Origin of the sequence: Pseudomonas sp. P135, from assembly GCF_020312125.1 — a bacterium.
Lineage (GTDB): Bacteria > Pseudomonadota > Gammaproteobacteria > Pseudomonadales > Pseudomonadaceae > Aquipseudomonas > Aquipseudomonas fragariae.
In genome coordinates, this window is sequence record NZ_JAGPYR010000021.1 from 70,553 (window position 1) to 90,426 (window position 19,874).

Sequence of the window (19,874 nt, forward strand, 5' to 3'; positions counted from 1 at the left end):
CTTGCGGGCCATACCCGCCGAGGCCTGGCGCGTATTGATCAAAAATTCAACAGTTTCAAGGGCTTGTGCATAGATAAGGTCAGTCTGCCTGTGGATAACCCTTGGAGAACCTCTTGCAGGCCACAGTGGGCGTGGCCTGCAAGTATTTGTGTGTTTTTTGATCAGTGACGGCCGCGGGATTTCAGCCAGATATCCACACTGTAGATCGCCAGCCCGGCCCAGATGAAGGCGAAGGTGATGAGGGTGCTGGTGGTCAGGTGTTCGCCATACAGCAGCACGGCCAGCAGCAGGACCAGTGTGGGCGCGACGTACTGCAGGAAGCCCAGAGTGGTGAAAGGCAAATGACGGGCGGCGGCGTTGAAGCACACCAGCGGTACCAGCGTGACCGGGCCGGCTGCGGCGAGCCAGATGGCTTGAGTCGTGGTCCAGAATTCTGGCTGGACGCTCACGGCCGTCGGGTTGAGCGCCAGCCAGATCAGCGCCAGCGGCACCAGCATCCAGGTTTCGACGACCAGGCCGGGCAGGGCGGCGACCGGGGCTTGTTTGCGGATCAGCCCGTAGAACGCGAAGGTCAATGGCAGCGCCAGCGACACCCACGGCAGGCTGCCTACGTGCCAGACCTGCTGGGCGACGCCAATGGCGGCGAAGGCGACCGCCAGCATTTGCAGGCGTCTGAGGCGCTCGCCCAGTAGCAACATGCCAAGCAGCACGTTGACCAGCGGGTTGATGTAATACCCGAGGCTGGCTTCAAGCATGCGTCCGTTATTCACCGCCCAGACGTAGATGATCCAGTTGCTGGCGATCAGGGTGCCGCTCAGCGCCAGTACGGCCAGCCGTTGCGGGTTGTTGCGCAGGTCGCGCCACCAGCCGGGATGCTTCCAGAACATCAGCACGATCGAGCCGAAGAGCGCCGACCAGAGCGCGCGATGGATGATGATCTCGATGGCCGGAACGGCGGCAATGGCTTTGAAGTAGATGGGGAACAGTCCCCAGATGATGTAAGCACTCAGGCCCAGAATGTACCCACGGCGTGGATTGGCAGCTTGCATGGAGCGTCCCTTTAATACAGAAAATTCCGGTTTTATTGTGGGGTGATGCAGTTGATGGTTTTGATCGTACTCACGCTGGAGCGCTCGATGTTATACACAGGTTCGACTGATTCACGACATCTGTGCCGCGCCGCTTGCTCAGGATCGGACACAGAGCGTCGCACGATAGTTGAGATTATCGTTCCTCACGCTCCAGCGTGGGAATGCCTTGGGTGACGCTCCGCGTCACAGATTTGCGTCGCTCCGCACATTCAGGATCGGACGCAGAGCGTCCAGAACTGCATGCGACGCAGAGCGTCGCACGATAGTCGGGGTTATCGTTCTGCACGCTCATCAGGTCAAAACAGTTTCAACGGTTCTTCATTCAGTGCTGCCATCTGCTCGCGCAGGGCCAGGATATGGTCGCCCCAGTAGCGCTCCGTGCCGAACCACGGAAAGCTGTGCGGGAACGCCGGGTCATCCCAGCGCCGGGCCAGCCAGGCGCTGTAGTGCATCAGGCGCAGGGCTCGCAATGGCTCGATAAGGGCCAGTTCACGTGGGTCGAAATCATGAAATTCGTTGTAGCCGTCCATCAGCTCCGACAGCTGACCCAGACGCTCCTGACGGTCGCCGGCCAGCATCATCCAGATATCCTGAACGGCAGGGCCAAGGCGGCAATCGTCAAGGTCGACGATGTGGAACATCTCGTCGCGGCACATCATGTTGCCGGGGTGGCAATCGCCATGCATGCGGATGTTGGTGTGCGGTGTGGCCGCGTAAACGTCTTCGACACGCTTGAGCAGGTCGCGGGCCACCGACTCGTAAGCCGGCAGCAGGCTGCGCGGGATGCAGTCGTTTTTCAGTAGAAAGTTGACCGAATCATGGCCGAAGTTCTTCACGCCCAGGGCTTCACGGTGGGCGAACGGTTTGGTCGAGCCGACGGCATGCAGACGGCCCAGTAACTGGCCCAGGCGATACAGCTGATCAAGATTGCCCGGCTCCGGCGCTCGTCCACCGCGACGCGGGAACAGCGTGAAACGGAAACCGGCGTGCTCGAACAGGGTGGCGCCGTTGTGCACCATGGGCGCGACCACCGGCACTTCGACCTCGACCAGTTCAGCAGTGAAGCTGTGCTCTTCAAGGATGGCTTCGGTGGTCCAGCGCTGTGGGCGGTAAAACTTGGCGATCAGCGGTTGGCCGTCTTCGATACCGACCTGATACACGCGGTTTTCGTAACTGTTGAGCGCCAGGATGCGGGCATCGCTGAGAAAACCGATGCTTTCGACAGCATCCAGAACCAGATCGGGAGTAAGTGTTGCAAACGGGTGAGCCATGACTACTCCTGCGCGCAGCAGGTTGCCGCGTCGGACCGCTGATGGTAACGCAGACCGGTCCCGCTTCGCCAAACCCATCCGATTAAAGTGCTCAAGGGTCGGATTGTCACCAAACGGTCATCACCCGGTCGCGGTTTGGCCATGTTCGCCGCTTAGAGTTGCCGTCAATGAGATCGATCTCAAGCGAGCGACCATGACTGATCTGAAAGAGGTAGCGCATCTGGCCGGGGTTTCCCGAGCCACGGCGGCACGAGCCTTCGCAAGCCCCGACGTAGTGCGCCTGGAGACCCGCGAGCGGGTATTCGCCGCTGCCCGCGCCCTGGGTTTTCGCCCCAACCGGCTGGGCCGCCAGTTGCGCCTGCAAACCACCAACCTGATTGGCGTGGTGGTGCCCAACCTGCTCAACCCGGTGTTTGCCGAGCAGTTTCAGGCCATGGAGCGGGCGGCGCGGGCGCGGGGCTATAACCTGCTGCTGGCGACCACCGACTACACCGCAGAGCGTGAAAGCGCTGTGGTTGAGGAGTTGTTGCGTCAGCGGGTCGACGGGCTGGTGCTGACGGTGACCGATGCCGAGCACAACCGGGTACTGCAAAGCCTGATCAATGAAGACACCCCGTTCGTGCTGGCCTATCACCAGACCGGCAATCCGGATTACAGCGCGGTGTCTGTGGATAACCGGGCGGGCATGGCGCTGGCTACTCGATACCTGATCGATGCAGGCCATCAGCGCGTCGCCATGGTCGCAGGCCCGGCCATGCAGTCCGACCGCGCCCGACTGCGTTATGAAGGCTACCGCGACGCCATGGCCGCGTGTGGGCTTGAAGCGCGACCAGTGATTGAGATGCCTGCTCATACAAGCGCCGATTTCGCTGCACTCGAACCCCTGTTACGTGGCCCGGACGCGCCCAGCGCGCTGGTCTGTTCCAACGATTTGCTGGCCATCAGCCTGATTGCCGAATTGCGCCGCAACGGCTGGGGCGTTCCCGAGCGTCTGTCGGTGATCGGCTTCGACGGCATCGCACTCGGCACGCAGATGCACCCGACCTTGTGCAGCGTGGTTCAGCCTATCGCCGAGCTGGCGCATATCGTCATCGACCAACTACTGGCACGGATTGCTGGCGCAGTACCGGTTTCTCATTGTCTGCCGTGCCACATCCGGCCCGGCGAAAGCACCCAGCCCTACCAGGAGATGCTTCATGCTCAGCCTCAGTAAAACCCTCGCGGCACTGCTGTTATGCGGTGCGGCCAGCCTCGCCCAGGCCGCCGAAACCGCCATCTGCTACAACTGCCCGCCCGAATGGGCCGACTGGGGAACGCAGCTCAAGGCGATTGCCGACAGCACCGGTGTCCAGGTGCCGCTGGACAACAAGAACTCGGGCCAGGCGCTGGCACAGATCGTTGCCGAGCAAGCCGCGCCGGTCGCTGATGTGGTGTATTACGGCGTGACGTTCGGCCTGCAGGCGCAGAAGGCCGGCGTGGTCGACACCTACAAACCCAAGCACTGGGACGAGATTCCGGCAGGCCTGAAAGACCCCGAAGGGCACTGGTTCGCCATTCACTCCGGGACCCTCGGCATCATGGTCAACGTTGACGCACTGGGCGGTCTGCCGGTGCCGCAAAGCTGGGCGGATCTGCTCAAGCCCGAGTACAAGGGCATGGTCGGCTACCTCGACCCGTCCAGCGCGTTCGTCGGTTACGTGTCTGCGGTGGCGATCAACCAGGCCATGGGTGGCACGCTGGACAACTTTGGTCCGGCCATCGACTACTTTCAGAAACTGGCGAAGAACTCGCCCATCGTGCCCAAGCAAACCGCCTATGCACGCGTGCTGTCCGGCGAACTGCCGATTCTGGTCGACTATGACTTCAACGCCTATCGCGCTCGCTACAAGGACAAGGCCAACGTCGCCTTCGTGATTCCCAAGGAAGGCACCATCGGCGTTCCGTACGTGATGAGCATGGTCGCCAAGGCGCCGCATCGTGCCAACGCCGAGAAGGTGCTGGATTTCGTGCTGTCCGATGAAGGGCAGGCGTTGTGGGCCAAGGCTTACCTGCGTCCGGTGCGCTCGAAGATGCCTGCCGAGGTGGCTGCGCAGTTCCTGCCGGACAGCGATTACGCCCGTGCCGGTGTGGTGGATTACCAGCACATGGCCGCCGTGCAGGAAGCCTTCGCCGCCCGTTATCTGCGTGAGGTGAAGTAATGTCGGCCTCGCCGGAACAAGCGCTGCCTCTGCGCAAGGGCGGATTTTTCAGGCTGCGGCTGCGCCCGACCGCTGCGGTGGCGCTGGCCCCGGCGATGGCCGTATTGCTGGCATTCTGGCTGCTGCCGCTGACCCACTTGATCGTGCTCGGTGCAAAAAGTACCGATGGCAATGCCAGCGGTTACTGGCAGGTCCTGAGCAGTGCTCAGTACCTGGGCAGCCTGGTGCAAACCTGCCTGCTGGCGCTGGTGGTGACGCTCGCAGCGTTGCTGGTCGGCGGCATCAGCGGTGTGTTTCTGGCCCGCAATCATTTCTTCGGACGCTCTGCGCTGGTGGCCTTGCTGACCTTCCCGCTGGCGTTTCCCGGTGTGGTGGTCGGCTTTCTGGTGATTTTGCTGGCTGGTCGCCAAGGCATCTTCGCCGCGCTCGGGCTGCACCTGGCGGGCGAGCGCTGGGTGTTCGCCTACTCGCTGACCGGGCTGTTCATCGGCTATCTGTATTTTTCGATTCCGCGCGTGATTCTGACCGTTATGGCGGCCTGCGAAAGCCTGGACCGCAGCCTTGAAGAAGCCGCGCATTCATTGGGTGCCGGTCATTGGCGGGTGGTGTGCGATGTGATCGTTCCGGGGCTGGCGCCCGCGCTGGTGTCGTGCGGCGCGATCTGCTTCGCCACGTCGATGGGCGCCTTCGGCACCGCCTTTACCCTGGGCACGCGCCTGAACGTCACGCCGGTAGCGATCTACAACGTGTTCACCAATTACGCCAACTTCACCGTGGCCGCCGCGCTGTCAGTCATCCTCGGGCTGGTGACGTGGGCAGTGCTGTTGCTGGCGCGTCGCATGGTCGGTAAATCGGGAGTTGTCCTGTGAAACGTTCACCGCTGTTCGTGGCGCAACTGGCGTTCACCCTGTTGGTCTGTGCGTTCATGCTGGTGCCGGTGGTGCTGTCGCTGCTGGCCGGCCTGACGCGCAATTATTTTCTCGGTCTGTCGAGCGGTCTGACCTTCGACTGGCTGGTGCAGGTCTGGCAGGCCTATTCACCCACCGTGTGGCTGTCGTTGCAACTGGCCGTGGCGTGCGCAATCTGCGTGTGCCTGGTCGGGGTTCCAGCCGCGTATGCACTGGTGCGCATGAACAATCGCTTCAGTAGGGCCTTCGAGGAATTGATGGTCTTGCCCGTCGCCATGCCCGGTCTGGCCAGCGCCCTCGCGTTACTGCTGACCTACGGCCAGTTCGGCGGCTTTCGCAGCAGCTGGTTGTTCATTCTGGTCGGCCACGTGTTGTTCACCCTGCCGTTCCTGGTGCGCCCGGTCATGGCGGTGATGCAGCGTCAGCAACTGCCGGTGCTCGAAGAGGCGGCTGCCAGTCTGGGCGCCGGGCCGATCAAGCGTTTCTTCAGTGTGGTGGTGCCTAACTGCCGGGCCGGGATTCTCGCTGGCGTGCTGATGGTCGTGACCCTGTCGCTGGGCGAATTCAACCTGACCTGGATGCTGCACACGCCGATGACCAAAACCCTGCCGGTCGGTCTGGCCGACAGCTATGCCTCGGCCCGACTGGAAGTCGCCAGCGCCTACACCCTTCTTTTTCTGTTGCTGATTGTGCCGCTGCTGATTGCGTTGCAGGCCATCAGCGCGCGTCTTGCCCGTGGAGAGAGCCGATGAGCGGAACCACCATTCGCCTGAAAGGCTGCCGCAAGGCATTTGCCGACGGCACCGTTGCTGTAAAGGATCTGCACCTGACCATCGAACCCGGCGAAACGCTGGCGATCCTCGGTCCGTCCGGTTGCGGCAAGACGACCACCTTGCGGCTGATTGCCGGGCTTGAACGCCCGGACGACGGCCAGGTGCTGTTCGATGATCAGGACGTGACACGTCTGCCCATCGAGCGGCGCGACGTGGGCATGGTGTTTCAGAACTACGCGTTGTTTCCCAACCTCGATGTGGCCGGCAATATCGTTTACGGCCTGAAGATTCGTGGTCTGTCGGCTGCCGAGCGCAACAAGCGTTGCGATGAGTTGCTGGAACTGGTCGGTTTGACCGGCCACGGCAATCGCCGCGTCAACGAGCTGTCCGGCGGTCAACGGCAACGGGTCGCACTGGCCCGGGCACTGGCGCCGCGTCCTCGAGTGCTGTTGCTCGATGAACCGCTGGCAGCACTGGACGCGCAGTTGCGCGAGCGCTTGCGCAGTGAGCTGGACCAGCTGCTGCGCGGGCTGGGCATCACCTCGGTGTTCGTCACTCACGATCAGGGCGAGGCAATGGCCCTGGGCGACCGGATTCTGGTCATGGAAAAAGGCTGCGTCTCGCAATTGGCGACGCCGAGGGAAATCTATCAACAGCCTGCCAATGCGTTTGTCGCCGGGTTTGTCGGCAATCTGAACGCGTTCAGTGTGGTCGAGCGCACCACCTCAGGCCTCAAGGTGAGCGGTGGCGAGCTGCCGTGGCTCGGTGCTGACGTACCGGGCACTGTTTACTGCCGCCCCGAGCACCTGCGTTTGATGTCTGGAAGCGGCCATCTTCATGGGCGTCTGGTCGGGCAGTTTTTTCAGGGCGCGCAAAGTCGCTTGCTGGTCGATGTCGGTGGCCCGCAGCCGCTGCTGGTAGACAGCACCGACAACGTGATTTACGCCGCAAACGCAGTCATTGCCTTGAGTGTCGACCCGCAAGTGCTGTTTACCCTGCATTCGTGAAACCGTTTTTCGTAGAGAGATTATTTTGAATCGTCCGTTTCTTATTGCCCAGATCAGTGACCTGCACCTCAAAGCCGACGGGCGCCTGACCTATGGCGTGGTCGATACTCTGGGGGCGTTGCGCCGCGCTGTCGCGCATATCAATGCCAGCAAGCAGCGCCCCGACATCGTGGTGATCAGCGGTGACCTGGTGGACTTCGGTCGTGAGGACGAATACGCCGTACTCAAGCCAGAGCTGGAACGTCTGCAGATGCCGTTTTATCTAGTGCCCGGCAATCATGACGATCGACACAACCTGCTGGCTGCGTTTGCCGAGCAGGTGTACCTGCCGTTGTCGGCCAGCGGGCCTCTGGACTGGGTGGTGGAGAAATACCCGGTGCGTCTGATCGGCATGGACACGACCATTCCCGGCGAGCATGGCGGGCAACTGGATTACTGTCAGCTGGACTGGTTGCACGCGCAGCTGTCCCGTCGTCCTTACGTGCCGACCGTGATCGTCATGCACCACCCACCGTTCATTACCGGCATAGGGCACATGGACCGCGAACCCTTCGGCAATGCGTCGGCGCTGGAGCGCGTGATCGCCCAGCATCCGCAGGTGGAGCGTTTGCTGTGCGGACATTTGCATCGACCGATGCAGCGACGTTTCGGAGGCAGCCTGGCGAGCATCTGCCCGGGCACCTCACACCAGATCGTACTCGACCTCGACGAAGCCGCGCCTGCGCATTTCAACCTCGAACCGGCAGGCTACGTGCTGCACCGCTGGCAATCTGAGCAGGGGTTTGTCAGCCATAACGCTGTGTTCGGCGACTATGAAGGGCCGTACCCGTTCTACGATGTGAACGGGTTGATCGACTGACTGATTGCTCATCGTTCCCACGCTCTGCGCCCGGTGTGATACACAAGTCTTGATGAGCCCGGAAAGCGGGGCTCGACGCGCAGTATCAGGCGGAGTAAAGATCCTTGTGGGAGTGAGCTTGCTCACGAAGACGGCGTTTCAGTCGATGCATTTTCGACGATCATACAGCCCTCTTCGCGAACACGTTCGCTCCCACGGCCTCCGCCCAGAATCAATAGCAGACCTTTATATAACGATGAGCGATCTGCATCCTCTTCCTGATTGCCGATCAGGCGCCGATAACGCCGCCATCTTCCCGGGTGATGACCATCACCGATGAGCGCGGTTTGCCGTTGGGCAAATGCTCGGGGAAGGTAGAGCCGCCGTTCTCACCGGGATGCTGGATGCCGATAAACATCGTCCGGTAGTCAGGCGCAAAGCTGATACCGGTGATTTCGCAACCGATCGGCCCGACCAGAAAGCGGCGGATCTCGCCGCTGGCCGGATCGGCGCAGAGCATCTGGTTGTTGCCCATGCCAGCGAAGTCGCCCTTGTTACTGGAATCGCCATCGGTCTGGATCCACAGCCGACCCGACCGATCGAAACTCAGGCCGTCCGGGCTGTTGAACATGTTCTGCGCGTTGATGTTGCTTGACCCGGCCTGTGGCGTACCGGCATGCACAGTCGGGTTGCCCGCGACCACAAACAGGTCCCACTCGAACGCCAGCGCCGACGCATTGTTGCCGCCTTCGCGCCAGCGCAGGATCTGCCCGTACTGGTTCTTGGCGCGTGGATTCGGCCCGCCGACAGGTTGACCTTCTTCGCCACGCTTGCTGTTGTTGGTCAGGGTGCAATACACCTGGCCATCCTTGGGGCTGACCACGATCCATTCCGGGCGGTCCATGCGCGTGGCCTTGACCACACTGGCGGCCAGCCGTGCATGAATCAACACCTCAGCCTGATTAGCGAAACCGGCAGCAGCATCGAGGCCGTTCTTGCCGTGTTTCAGTTCGATCCACTGGCCATTGCCCTTTGGATGATCCGGGTTGCCGTTGCCTGCGTCGAATTGCGCCACGTACAAGGTGCCGTGGTCGAGCAGGTCGCGGTTGGCTTTCGGGTTCTTGCGATTGATCCGGTCGCGGCTGATGAATTTGTAGATGAACTCGCCACGCTCGTCGTCGCCCATATACACCACGGCGCGCCCGTCCCTGGTTTGCGTGAAGGCGGCGTTTTCGTGCTTGAAACGCCCGAGCGCCGTGCGCTTGACCGGCGTCGAATCGGGGTCGAACGGATCGATCTCGACCACCCAGCCATGACGATTGACCTCGTTGGGGTTCTTCGCCACGTCGAAGCGCGGGTCGTGCGGGTGCCAGTTGATCTCTTTACTGGCAGCCACGACGCCATAGCGCTTCATGCCCGCGTCGAATGTCTGCTCCGCGTTGCTGCTGCCGAAGCAGTCGGTGAAGTTCTCTTCGCAGGTCAGGTAAGTGCCCCACGGTGTCTGGCCGCTGGAGCAGTTCTGGAAAGTCCCCAGCACGCGGGTGCCGGTCTTGTCGGCGTCAGTCTTGAGCCAGTCGTGACCGGCCGCCGGGCCACTCAGCCTGATCGGCGTATTGCCATGCACGCGACGGTTGTAACGCGAGTCCTGCACGAACTGCCATTTGCCGTTTTTCTGCTGTATCTCGATCACTGACACGCCTTCTGCGGCGAGTGCCTTGCGGACTTCTTCAGCCGATTGCGGCTCCTTGCCATGCTCGAAGAGGTAGCGGTAGTTGGTGTATTCGTTGTTGATCGCCAGCAAGGCACGGTCTTTGCGACCCGGCATCGGGAACAGGCACATGCCGTCGTTGTTGTCGCCGAACTGCACCTCCTGAGCCTGGGCGGTACCCTTGCCACTCGGGTCGAACGCCGGACCGCCCGCGCGCAGAGGCTGGCCCCAACTGATCAGTACCGAGGATCTGTAACCTGCCGGCAGGCTGATGCTGTCGGCGGTGGCAGCAGGAATGCTCTGGAAGCCGAGCAATCTGCCAGACGCCGCGCTGACGCTGTCCGCCAGGACGGTGCGGCTGAGCAGGTTGCCGCCCAGGAACATCGCCGCGCCACACAGGGCACCGGCGCTGATGAACCCGCGGCGGGTGAGGCCGACCTTATCGTCGCCGACCATGTTTTCCAGATCGGTGGTTTGGTTTTCTTCTAATAGTTTCATCATCACGGCTCCCTCGAATATGGCAGCCACCTTAGTGCGCGCATATGACGAAATTGTGTCGTGGTGATGACCTGCCAGCGCTTACAGCGGTATGCCCAGCAACACCAGTGAAGCTGCGAATCTTGCCTGCACCGTGACGCCGGTTTTCAACTGCTGTGCACGCAGGTGCTCAGGTGTCGCCAGGGCGCACAGCGTCTGGCCGCCGGGGAGTGTGATGCGTACTTCGCTTGGGCCATCTTGAGCGTCGGTCACACTGTCGATTCGGCCGGTCAGGGAATTGTTTCCATTTGTTTCTTCGCTGCTGTCTGCGTGCAGTTCCAGCCAGCCGGCCTTGATCAGTGCAACCACTTCCGTGCCGTTCTCCAGCTCCAGACGCAGCGTGCTGTCATGGGTGACCTGTGCTTCGATAAATACCTCGTCGGCCAGTTGCAGGCGAACCTGATCGTTGTGCCCCTGACGCGTGATACTGACGATCCGCCCCAGCAACTGGTTGCGTGCGCTGGTGCGCAGGGTCAGGCGATTGAGCAAGTCCAGATCGCTGCTGTCTTCGGCGGCTTCCAGCACCTGGGCTTGCAATGCCTGGACGCGCTGATAGAGACGCAGCACTCGCTCGCCCTCGACCGACAACTTAGCGCCGCCACCGCCGCGCCCGCCGACACTGCGCTCTACCAGCGGTTTTTGCGCCAGATTGTTCAGCTCGTCGATCGCGTCCCAGGCCGCCTTGTAACTCAGCCCTGCGCTTTTCGCCGCACGGGTGATCGAGCCCTGTTCGGCAATATGCTGCAGCAGCGCAATGCGTTGCGGGCGGCGGACCATGTGTTGCGTGAGTAAGGGAGGCAGGGACATGGTGATCCGGGGTGGTCGAGTAGGAGAGGGCAGTATGATCGCTCTTGTGCATGACGTCGAAACCGGACGCGGAGCGTCCAGGGCCGCGCTATCACGCGGAGCGTGGGAGCGATGAGAATATTAGCCCGCAGCGCCCAATCAATCCCCCGGCCTGGGCGTCCTCGCCAGGCAATACACATCCACCCGCCGCGCACCGGCGGTGTTCAATAAACCTGCAATGACCTCTGCTGTCGAGCCGGTGGTCAGAACGTCATCGACCAGCGCCAGGTGCCGGCCTTTTACCCGGTCGGGATCAATCAGGGTGAAAGCACCGCGCAGGTTGCGTTTGCGGGCCTTGGCGTCCAGGCCCTGTTGCGCGGTTGTCTCGCGGCTGCGCAACACATGTCCTTCGTCGACAGGCAGTTGCAGCTGTTTACCCAGCCAGCCGGCCAGCATTGCCGCCTGATTGTAGCCGCGCTGGCGCAAGCGTTTGTTGGCCAACGGCACCGGAATGAGGCAGTCGGGACGTGGCAGGTCTTCCTCGAAACGATGCTGCAGATAGTGCGCGCACAGTTCCGCCAGCAGTCGTCCCATGGGCCATTTACCGTTATGTTTGAAGCGGGTGATCAAACCGTCGACCGGGAAATCGTACAGCCAGGGCGCGATGACCTGGGTAAAGCCGGGCGGTTGCTTGCAGCATTGCGCGCAGCTCATGCCTGAACGGGGTAACGGCAGCGCACAGCACTCGCAAGCGTTGCCCAGCCACGGCAGCTCTGCTTCGCAGGGCACGCAGATGGGCGCGGGCACCTCACTGCGTTCATCACATAACAAACAGGATTGTTTGTTTTTTAACCAGATGTAAACCTCGTGCGGGTAGCTGGGTTGACAGCGCATGACTCTTCCTTAAATATGCCCGACATCCGTGTAGCGAGTGGGGTCTTTCCCGCCCTCGCGCATTGCCCAGAAACACCAAGGAGCCGCCCGATGAGCGCCAGCACCACCGCCACTTTGCGTCACGACTGGACTTTAGCCGAGGTCAGGGCGCTGTTCGTACAGCCATTCAATGACCTGCTGTTTCAGGCGCAAACGGTGCACCGCGCTCATTTCGACGCCAACCGTGTGCAGGTCTCCACACTGTTGTCGATCAAGACCGGCGCCTGCCCGGAAGACTGCAAGTACTGTCCGCAGTCCGGCCACTACAACACCGGTCTCGAGAAAGAAAAACTGCTGGAAGTGCAGAAGGTGCTTGAAGAAGCCGCGCGCGCCAAGGCCATTGGCTCGACGCGCTTTTGCATGGGCGCAGCCTGGAAGCATCCTTCCGCCAAGGACATGCCTTACGTGCTGGAGATGGTCAAAGGCGTTAAAGCCATGGGCATGGAAACCTGCATGACCCTGGGCCGCCTCGATCAGGAACAGACCGAAGCGCTGGCCACCGCCGGGCTGGATTACTACAACCACAACCTCGACACTTCGCCGGAGTTCTACGGCAGCATTATCACGACCCGTACCTACAGCGAACGCCTGCAGACCCTGGCTTATGTGCGCGATGCAGGGATGAAGATCTGCTCCGGCGGCATTCTGGGCATGGGCGAGTCCCTCGACGACCGCGCGGGGCTGCTGATTCAGCTGGCGAACCTGCCGGAGCACCCGGAGTCGGTGCCCATCAACATGCTGGTCAAGGTTGCCGGTACGCCGCTGGAAAATGCTGAAGATGTCGACCCGTTCGATTTCATTCGCATGCTCGCCGTGGCACGTATTCTCATGCCGAAATCCCACGTGCGCCTGTCTGCCGGTCGCGAAGCGATGAACGAGCAAATGCAGGCGCTGGCGTTCTTCGCCGGGGCCAACTCGATTTTCTACGGCGACAAACTGCTGACCACCGCCAACCCGCAAGCCGACAAGGACATGCTGCTGTTCTCGCGTCTGGGCATCAAACCCGAAGCGGGCGAAGGGCACGCCGACGAAGTGCATCAGGCCGCCATCGAACAGGCACTGGTCGAGCAGCAAAGCAGCTCGATGTTCTACGACGCTGCCTCTGCCTGATCCGTTGAACGGGCTGGCATGTTCCGGCCCGTTTTGAATTGTCATCTTCCGGACCGGGGCCTGCATGTCTTTCGATCTCCGCACGCGCCTCGATGCCCGTCGCGCCGCACACCTCTATCGCCAGCGCCCGCTGCTGCAAAGCCCGCAAGGCCCGCAGGTTATCGTCGACGGCCAGCCTTTGCTGGCGTTCTGCAACAACGATTACATGGGGCTGGCCAATCATCCCGAAGTGATCGCTGCCTGGCAGGCGGGTGCCGAGCGCTGGGGTGTGGGAGGCGGGGCTTCGCATCTGGTGATCGGCCACAGCGCGCCGCACCACGAGCTGGAAGAAGCGCTGGCCGAGCTGACCGGTCGTCCGCGCGCCCTGTTGTTCTCCAATGGCTACATGGCCAACCTCGGCGCAGTGACGGCGTTGGTCGGGCAGGGCGATACGGTGCTGGAAGACCGTCTCAACCACGCCTCGCTGCTGGATGCCGGTCTGCTCAGCGGCGCACGCTTCTCGCGCTATCTGCACAACGATGTGAGCAGCCTGGAAGCGCGTCTGGAAAAATCCGTGGGCGATACCCTGGTGGTGACCGACGGTGTGTTCAGCATGGACGGCGACATCGCTGATCTGCCCGCGCTGGCCCGTTCGGCGAAGGCCAAAGGGGCCTGGCTGATGGTGGATGACGCTCACGGCTTCGGCCCTTTGGGTGCCAACGGCGCCGGTATCGTCGAGCATTTCGGCCTGAGCATGGATGACGTGCCCGTGCTGGTCGGCACCCTGGGCAAGTCGTTCGGCACTTCCGGGGCGTTCGTGGCCGGCAGTGAAGAACTGATCGAAACCCTGATCCAGTTCGCCCGGCCCTACATTTACACCACCAGCCAGCCGCCCGCGCTGGCCTGCGCCACCTTGAAAAGTCTGCAGTTGCTGCGTACCGAGCATTGGCGTCGCGAGCATCTGACGCGCCTGATCCAGCAGTTTCGTCGCGGTGCCGAGCAGATCGGGCTGCAATTGATGGACAGCTTTACCCCGATCCAGCCGATCATGATCGGTGATGCCGGTCGGGCGTTGCACCTCTCGCAGTTGCTCCGCGAGCGTGGTCTGCTGGTCACCGCCATTCGCCCGCCCACCGTGCCTGCGGGCAGCGCGCGGCTTCGTGTGACATTGTCTGCCGTGCACAGCGAAGCGGACGTGCAGCTATTATTGAACACTCTGGAGCAGTGCTACCCGCTGCTGGATGCCAGCCACTCCTCGGAGCCTGTTCATGCGTGATCGTCTGATTCTGTTGCCAGGCTGGGGCCTTGGCGTTTCGCCGCTGGAGCCGCTTGCCGCTGCGTTGCGCGGACTGGACGAGCACTTGCGGGTTGAAATCGAGCCGTTGCCGGATATCGACAGTTGCGATTTGCCAGACTGGCTCGACGAGCTGGACACCAACCTGCCAGACGACGCCTGGCTGGGCGGCTGGTCATTGGGTGGCATGCTCGCGGCTGAACTGGCAGCGCGTCGTGGCGACCGTTGCTGCGGGTTGCTGACGCTGGCCAGCAACGCCTGCTTCGTCACCCAAGGGGCGTGGCCGAATGCGATGCCCGCGCAGGATTTCGAGGCATTTCTGGCTGGTTGTGCTGATGATCCGGACCTGACCCTCAAGCGTTTCAGCCTGCTGTGCACGCAAGGTGCAGAAGACCCGCGCGGTCTGGCACGGCTGCTCAAGGCCGGCGCGCCGCACCTGTCGAAAACGGCGTTGCTCGACGGCCTGAAAATACTCCGGCAACTCGACACCCGCAGCGCGCTGCAAACCTATCGTGGCCCGCAACTGCACCTGTTCGCCGGGCTGGATGCCTTCGTGCCCGCCGAGGCAGCAGGTGATCTGCTGGCCTTGTTGCCGGATGTCGAAGTGGGCCTGATCGAGCAGGCCAGTCATGCATTCCTGCTGGAAAACCCTCACGGGGTAGCGGCCGCGATCCACGCCTTTCTGCACGAGCTGGACGATGACTGATCTTTCAATCCCCAAACCACCTTCTGTTTTGCCTGACAAACGTCAGGTCGCTGCGTCGTTTTCCCGCGCGGCAGGCAGTTATGACAGCGTTGCCGAACTGCAGCGCAACGTCGGTAATGAGCTGCTGGCGCGTCTGCCTGCGCAATGCAAGCCGTCTCGCTGGCTGGACCTGGGCAGCGGCACCGGCTATTTCAGCCGGGCGCTGGCGCAGACGTTCAGTGGCAGCGAAGGTATTGCACTGGATATCGCCGAAGGCATGTTGCGCCATGCCCAGCCCTTGGGCGGCGCACAGCACTTCGTTGCGGGTGACGCCGAGCATCTGCCGCTGCGTGAGCAGAGTTGCGGGCTGATTTTTTCCAGCCTCGCGGTGCAGTGGTGCGCCGATTTCGCTGCGGTGCTCAGTGACGCTCACCGCGTATTGCAGCCAGGCGGCGTATTCGCCTTTGCCAGCCTGTGTGTCGGCACGTTGTACGAACTGCGCGACAGCTGGCAGGCCGTGGACGGGCGGGTGCATGTGAACCGCTTTCGTCATGAGGATGACTATCGCCAGCTGTGCGCGGCGAGCGGCCTGCAAGTGCGCAGCCTCGACGTTCGCCCGCAGGTGCTGCATTACCCGGACGTGCGCAGCCTGACGCATGAGTTGAAGGCGCTCGGTGCGCACAATCTCAACCCCGGACGGCCCAATGGCCTGACCGGGCGCGAGCGGATCATGGGCATGGTTCAGGCCTATGAAGGCTTTCGCCAGGACGCCGGGCTGCCGGCTACCTATCAAGTGCTGTACGCGGTACTGGAAAAAAACTGATGATTGACAGGAAAGACTGCTGAGATGACTGCCGCCTACTTCATCACCGGGACCGATACCGACGCTGGCAAGACCACGGTGGCTGCCGGCTTGCTGCATGCAGCCCGAGCGTCCGGTCTGAGCACGGCAGCCGGCAAGCCCGTTGCGTCCGGTTGTTTGGTCACGCCACAGGGGCTGCGCAACCCGGATGCCCTGGCGTTGCTGGCCGAGTGTTCTGTCGAGCTGGATTATGCTGAAGTCAATCCGCTGGCCTTCGAACCGGCCATTGCTCCGCACCTGGCAGCACGCGAAGCCGGCGTCGCGCTGACGGTCGACTCGGTGCTGCAACCCATGCGGCATATGCTCACCAGACAGGCCGATTTCACCCTGATCGAAGGGGCAGGCGGCTGGCGCGTGCCGCTGTCCGGGCAGAGCACGTTGTCCGATCTGGCCATTGCCCTGGATCTACCGGTGATTCTGGTGGTGGGCGTGCGTCTGGGCTGCATCAATCATGCGGTGCTGACTGCTGAAGCGATTGCCCGCGACGGTTTACGTCTGGCTGGCTGGGTGGCCAACATCGTGGATGCCGACACCTCGCGGCTTGAAGAAAACCTCGCCACGCTGGTCGAGCGTCTGCCCGCACCTTGTCTGGGGCGGGTGCCGCGATTGGATGAGGCAAGTGCCGAAAATGTGGCGCAGTATCTTGATTTGAAGGTGTTGAGCTGACAGCGCCGCTATGTGGCTGACCAGCAAGACAGTTTTGGATTTTCAAGACTCAGGCTATCGTGCGGCCTAGTGCCATTAGTCTGTTTGTCGAGTATTTCCGGACAAATGCTGGTTCAATGGCTTGTGTTCGTTTTTTGAACTGAGGATCGGCTTATGCAAATCACCATGAACAACACCCTCTACCCGGGCCTTAGCGCAATGCAGGTCGGGCAAAGTCGTGTGGATCAGGCGGCCACCCAGATTGCCAGCTCCAATATCGAAGTGTCGGGCAGAAGCCAGTCTTCAGACTTTCAGCTCGAGAACCTGCGCTCGGTCGACCGTAGCCAGCGCTCCGACCTGTCGTCCAATATGGTCGAACTCGAAGCCGGCAAGGATCAGTTTGCAGCCGGACTGGCTGCGCAGAAAGCCAGCAATGAAATGCTCGGCACGCTGATCGACACCTACGCCTGATTTTCGCTGCACTTCCCGCCGTGCCTCCAGCGCACGGCGTTGCCCTCTGAATTTCTCCGCATCATTGTCCTGTATCACGCCTGCACCTGGTTTCGCCCTCCACTAGACTTTTGCTTACGCTTCTCTCGCCCCCGCACGACGTACGCCTGCGTGGCTTACGCATGGGCCGTGGACGAATGGTGCATGCTGCACTATTGACAAGGTTTGGGCGTAAACGTATGTTTCAAACACCTGTTTGACCGCGAGGCATACGAGATTGTCTGGCGCTTGAGGGTGTCTCTCCAGCGACCGCCCGGTCATTCGTTCCAGGATTCATCAGCAGAGGTTATCGCTATGCCTGACTACAAGGCCCCCTTGCGTGATATTCGTTTTGTTCGTGATGAACTGCTCGGCTATGAAGCGCACTATCAGAGTCTGCCAGCCTGTCATGACGCCACTCCGGACATGGTCGACGCCATTCTTGAAGAGGGCGCCAAGTTCTGTGAGCAGGTGCTGGCGCCGCTGAACCGTGTGGGCGATACCGAGGGTTGCACCTGGAGCGAGTCGGGCGTGAAGACGCCGAACGGCTTCAAACAGGCTTACAAACAGTTCGTCGAAGGCGGCTGGCCGAGTCTGGCGCATGACGTTGCGCACGGCGGTCAGGGTCTGCCCGAGTCGCTGGGCCTGGCGGTCAGCGAGATGGTCGGCGAGGCGAACTGGTCGTGGGGCATGTACCCGGGCCTGTCGCATGGCGCAATGAACACGATCTCCGAGCACGGCACGCCCGAGCAGCAGGACGCCTACCTGACCAAGCTGGTGTCCGGCGAATGGACCGGCACCATGTGCCTGACCGAGTCGCATTGCGGTACCGACCTGGGCATGCTGCGCACCCGGGCCGAACCTCAGGCTGACGGGACCTACAAGGTCACCGGCACCAAGATTTTCATTTCCGCCGGCGAACACGACATGGCCGATAACATCGTCCACATCGTGCTGGCTCGCCTGCCGGACGCACCGGCTGGCACCAAAGGCATTTCGCTGTTCATCGTGCCCAAGTTCCTCTCGGCTGCCGATGGCAGCATCGGTGAGCGCAACGCGGTGAACTGCGGCTCCATCGAGCACAAGATGGGCATCCACGGCAACGCCACCTGCGTGATGAACTTCGACGGCGCTACCGGCTACCTGATCGGTCCGCCGAACAAGGGCCTGAACTGCATGTTCACGTTCATGAACACTGCGCGTCTGGGCACTGCACTGCAAGGTCTGGCGCACGCCGAAGTCGCCTTCCAGGGCGGCCTGCAATATGCCCGTGATCGCCTGCAAATGCGTTCGCTGACCGGCCCCAAGGCACCGGAAAAAGCCGCTGACCCGATCATCGTTCACCCTGATGTGCGTCGCATGCTGCTGACCATGAAGGCGTTCGCCGAAGGCACGCGTGCCATGGTGTACTTCACGGCCAAGCAGGTCGACATCGTCAAGTACAGCGAAGACCCGGAGCAAAAGAAAGCCGCTGATGCATTGCTGGCGTTCATGACCCCGATCGCCAAGGCGTTCATGACGGAAGTGGGCTTTGAAGCCGCCAACCACGGTGTGCAGATCTACGGCGGCCATGGCTTCATTGCCGAGTGGGGCATGGAGCAGAACGTTCGCGACAGCCGGATTTCGATGCTGTACGAAGGCACCACCGGTATCCAGGCGCTTGATCTGCTGGGCCGCAAGGTGTTGATGACCCAGGGCGAAGCGCTCAAGGGCTTCACCAAGATCGTGCACAAGTTCTGCCAGAGCAATGAAGGCAACGAAGTTGTGCAGGAATTCGTGACGCCACTGGCTGCGCTGAACAAGGAGTGGGGCGACCTGACTCTGAAAGTCGGCATGGCGGCGATGAAGGATCGCGAAGAAGTGGGTGCTGCATCGGTGGATTACATCATGTTTTCCGGCTATGCCTGCCTGGCGTACTTCTGGGCTGATATGGCGCGTGTTGCGGCCGAGAAGCTGGCGGCCGGTGCGTCGGACGAGGCGTTCTACCGCGCGAAGATCCAGACCGCGCGTTTCTACTTCCAGCGCATCCTGCCGCGCACCCGCACCCACGTGGCGGCCATTCTGTCGGGCGCTGCCAACCTGATGGACATGAAAGAAGAAGACTTCGGCCTGGCTTACTAAGCGTCGCTGCTGTCATGAAAACCGCCTGATCGCTGATCAGGCGGTTTTTTTATGGGTGCGTTTTAGCGCATGGCTGTATTCGAATTCCCGGCGAGACCTGAGAAGGCGCTCAGGCCCCGTGCATAGTCACGATGTTCTCCAGGACACCTCTCGTTCCTCACGCACGCGTGGGAATGCAGTTCGTGACGCTCTGCGTCACACAGGGGTTTTCTTTGTCAGGTGGATTTGGGTTCGACTCAGGTCACCTTTTCGCCCCTCGGCGAGTCACTTTGATGGGGCCAAAGTGACCAAAGCCCCTGGCTCCGTTTCCGGCCCGACTTCGTCGGGTTCCTTCGACCTGTCACTGATCCGGGGGTCGCCGCAACGGGCCCTCCATGGCCCGGTGCGGCTAGCCTGGCGTCCTGCCAGGCTACCCCCGGATCAGCGCCAGGACTCAGCCGTCACTTACGTCGCACTCTGCGTCGTCTATGCCATCGTGTCCGAAAAGCACTTTAGAGTAGTCGGGCTAGAGGCACGGCCCGGAACCTGATGACTATCGTTCCTCACGCTGTGGTGTGACCCCCGAAGGTTGGACAATTATCCACCTACGCTGCCTTGGCGGCCTGCATTCTGTATTCCACAGGACTCAGGCCGTTAAGC

General features: G+C 61.6%; 18 protein-coding genes. 13 read left to right on the forward strand and 5 right to left on the reverse strand.

Annotated elements, in window-relative coordinates:
• Positions 1-161 precede the first annotated feature (161 nt).
• Complete coding sequence (gene rarD / locus KBY08_RS23285) at positions 162-1,049, reverse strand: EamA family transporter RarD (RefSeq protein WP_003402166.1); 888 nt, start codon at positions 1,047-1,049, stop codon at positions 162-164.
• Between the two features lie 338 nt (positions 1,050-1,387).
• Positions 1,388-2,362: a serine/threonine protein kinase gene (locus KBY08_RS23290; protein ID WP_024641324.1), complete on the reverse strand. Its 975-nt coding sequence runs from the start codon at positions 2,360-2,362 to the stop codon at positions 1,388-1,390.
• Between the two features lie 193 nt (positions 2,363-2,555).
• On the opposite strand from KBY08_RS23290, the gene KBY08_RS23295 reads away from it, so the two are divergent.
• Genes KBY08_RS23295 through KBY08_RS23320 form a run of 6 tightly spaced genes read left to right on the forward strand, consistent with a single transcriptional unit; the run spans position 2,556 to position 8,107 of the window.
• On the forward strand, positions 2,556-3,575 hold the full coding sequence (locus tag KBY08_RS23295) for a substrate-binding domain-containing protein (RefSeq protein WP_011269176.1): 1,020 nt from the start codon (positions 2,556-2,558) through the stop codon (positions 3,573-3,575).
• Entirely contained in the window at positions 3,559-4,560 is a 1,002-nt protein-coding gene (locus KBY08_RS23300) for an ABC transporter substrate-binding protein (RefSeq protein ID WP_003402156.1), read from the forward strand. Before KBY08_RS23295 ends, KBY08_RS23300 begins: the two co-directional genes overlap by 17 nt.
• A complete protein-coding gene (locus tag KBY08_RS23305; RefSeq protein ID WP_024641325.1) occupies positions 4,560-5,429 on the forward strand; it encodes an ABC transporter permease in 870 nt (289 codons plus the stop codon). The genes KBY08_RS23300 and KBY08_RS23305 overlap by 1 nt, the downstream gene beginning before the upstream one ends.
• Positions 5,426-6,220, forward strand: a complete 795-nt coding sequence (locus KBY08_RS23310) for an ABC transporter permease (RefSeq protein ID WP_003316181.1) — start codon at positions 5,426-5,428, stop codon at positions 6,218-6,220. Before KBY08_RS23305 ends, KBY08_RS23310 begins: the two co-directional genes overlap by 4 nt.
• Positions 6,217-7,248, forward strand: coding sequence for an ABC transporter ATP-binding protein (locus tag KBY08_RS23315; protein WP_225651274.1), 1,032 nt, complete (start codon positions 6,217-6,219; stop codon positions 7,246-7,248). Before KBY08_RS23310 ends, KBY08_RS23315 begins: the two co-directional genes overlap by 4 nt.
• A 25-nt stretch (positions 7,249-7,273) precedes the next feature.
• Entirely contained in the window at positions 7,274-8,107 is an 834-nt protein-coding gene (locus KBY08_RS23320; protein ID WP_003402149.1) for a phosphodiesterase, read from the forward strand.
• Between the two features lie 268 nt (positions 8,108-8,375).
• On the opposite strand, the gene KBY08_RS23325 is transcribed toward KBY08_RS23320, so the two are convergent.
• From KBY08_RS23325 to KBY08_RS23335, 3 genes are all read right to left on the reverse strand, one after another.
• Positions 8,376-10,292, reverse strand: coding sequence for a PhoX family protein (locus tag KBY08_RS23325; protein ID WP_225650809.1), 1,917 nt, complete (start codon positions 10,290-10,292; stop codon positions 8,376-8,378).
• Between the two features lie 81 nt (positions 10,293-10,373).
• Complete coding sequence (locus tag KBY08_RS23330; RefSeq protein ID WP_024661092.1) at positions 10,374-11,138, reverse strand: TOBE domain-containing protein; 765 nt, start codon at positions 11,136-11,138, stop codon at positions 10,374-10,376.
• Positions 11,139-11,276: 138 nt separating this feature from the next.
• Positions 11,277-12,011 (reverse strand): ComF family protein, encoded by a 735-nt coding sequence (locus KBY08_RS23335; RefSeq protein WP_024661091.1) that lies wholly within the window; start codon positions 12,009-12,011, stop codon positions 11,277-11,279.
• Between the two features lie 90 nt (positions 12,012-12,101).
• Between KBY08_RS23335 and bioB the strand changes: the two genes are divergently transcribed.
• The 7 genes from bioB (at position 12,102) to KBY08_RS23370 (ending at position 19,235) form a co-directional block, all read left to right on the forward strand.
• A complete protein-coding gene (gene bioB, locus KBY08_RS23340; protein WP_003372416.1) occupies positions 12,102-13,160 on the forward strand; it encodes a biotin synthase BioB in 1,059 nt (352 codons plus the stop codon).
• A gap of 64 nt (positions 13,161-13,224) precedes the next feature.
• Entirely contained in the window at positions 13,225-14,415 is a 1,191-nt protein-coding gene (gene bioF / locus KBY08_RS23345; RefSeq protein ID WP_003402141.1) for an 8-amino-7-oxononanoate synthase, read from the forward strand.
• Complete coding sequence (locus tag KBY08_RS23350) at positions 14,408-15,139, forward strand: alpha/beta fold hydrolase (RefSeq protein ID WP_003402140.1); 732 nt, start codon at positions 14,408-14,410, stop codon at positions 15,137-15,139. Before bioF ends, KBY08_RS23350 begins: the two co-directional genes overlap by 8 nt.
• Positions 15,132-15,941, forward strand: a complete 810-nt coding sequence (gene bioC / locus KBY08_RS23355; RefSeq protein ID WP_032655807.1) for a malonyl-ACP O-methyltransferase BioC — start codon at positions 15,132-15,134, stop codon at positions 15,939-15,941. The genes KBY08_RS23350 and bioC overlap by 8 nt, the downstream gene beginning before the upstream one ends.
• A 24-nt stretch (positions 15,942-15,965) precedes the next feature.
• Entirely contained in the window at positions 15,966-16,646 is a 681-nt protein-coding gene (gene bioD, locus KBY08_RS23360; protein WP_011269170.1) for a dethiobiotin synthase, read from the forward strand.
• Positions 16,647-16,799: 153 nt separating this feature from the next.
• Positions 16,800-17,096, forward strand: a complete 297-nt coding sequence (locus KBY08_RS23365; RefSeq protein WP_003419817.1) for a hypothetical protein — start codon at positions 16,800-16,802, stop codon at positions 17,094-17,096.
• 333 nt (positions 17,097-17,429) lie between these two features.
• Complete coding sequence (locus KBY08_RS23370; RefSeq protein WP_011269169.1) at positions 17,430-19,235, forward strand: phenylacyl-CoA dehydrogenase; 1,806 nt, start codon at positions 17,430-17,432, stop codon at positions 19,233-19,235.
• The last annotated feature ends 639 nt before the right edge of the window (positions 19,236-19,874 follow it).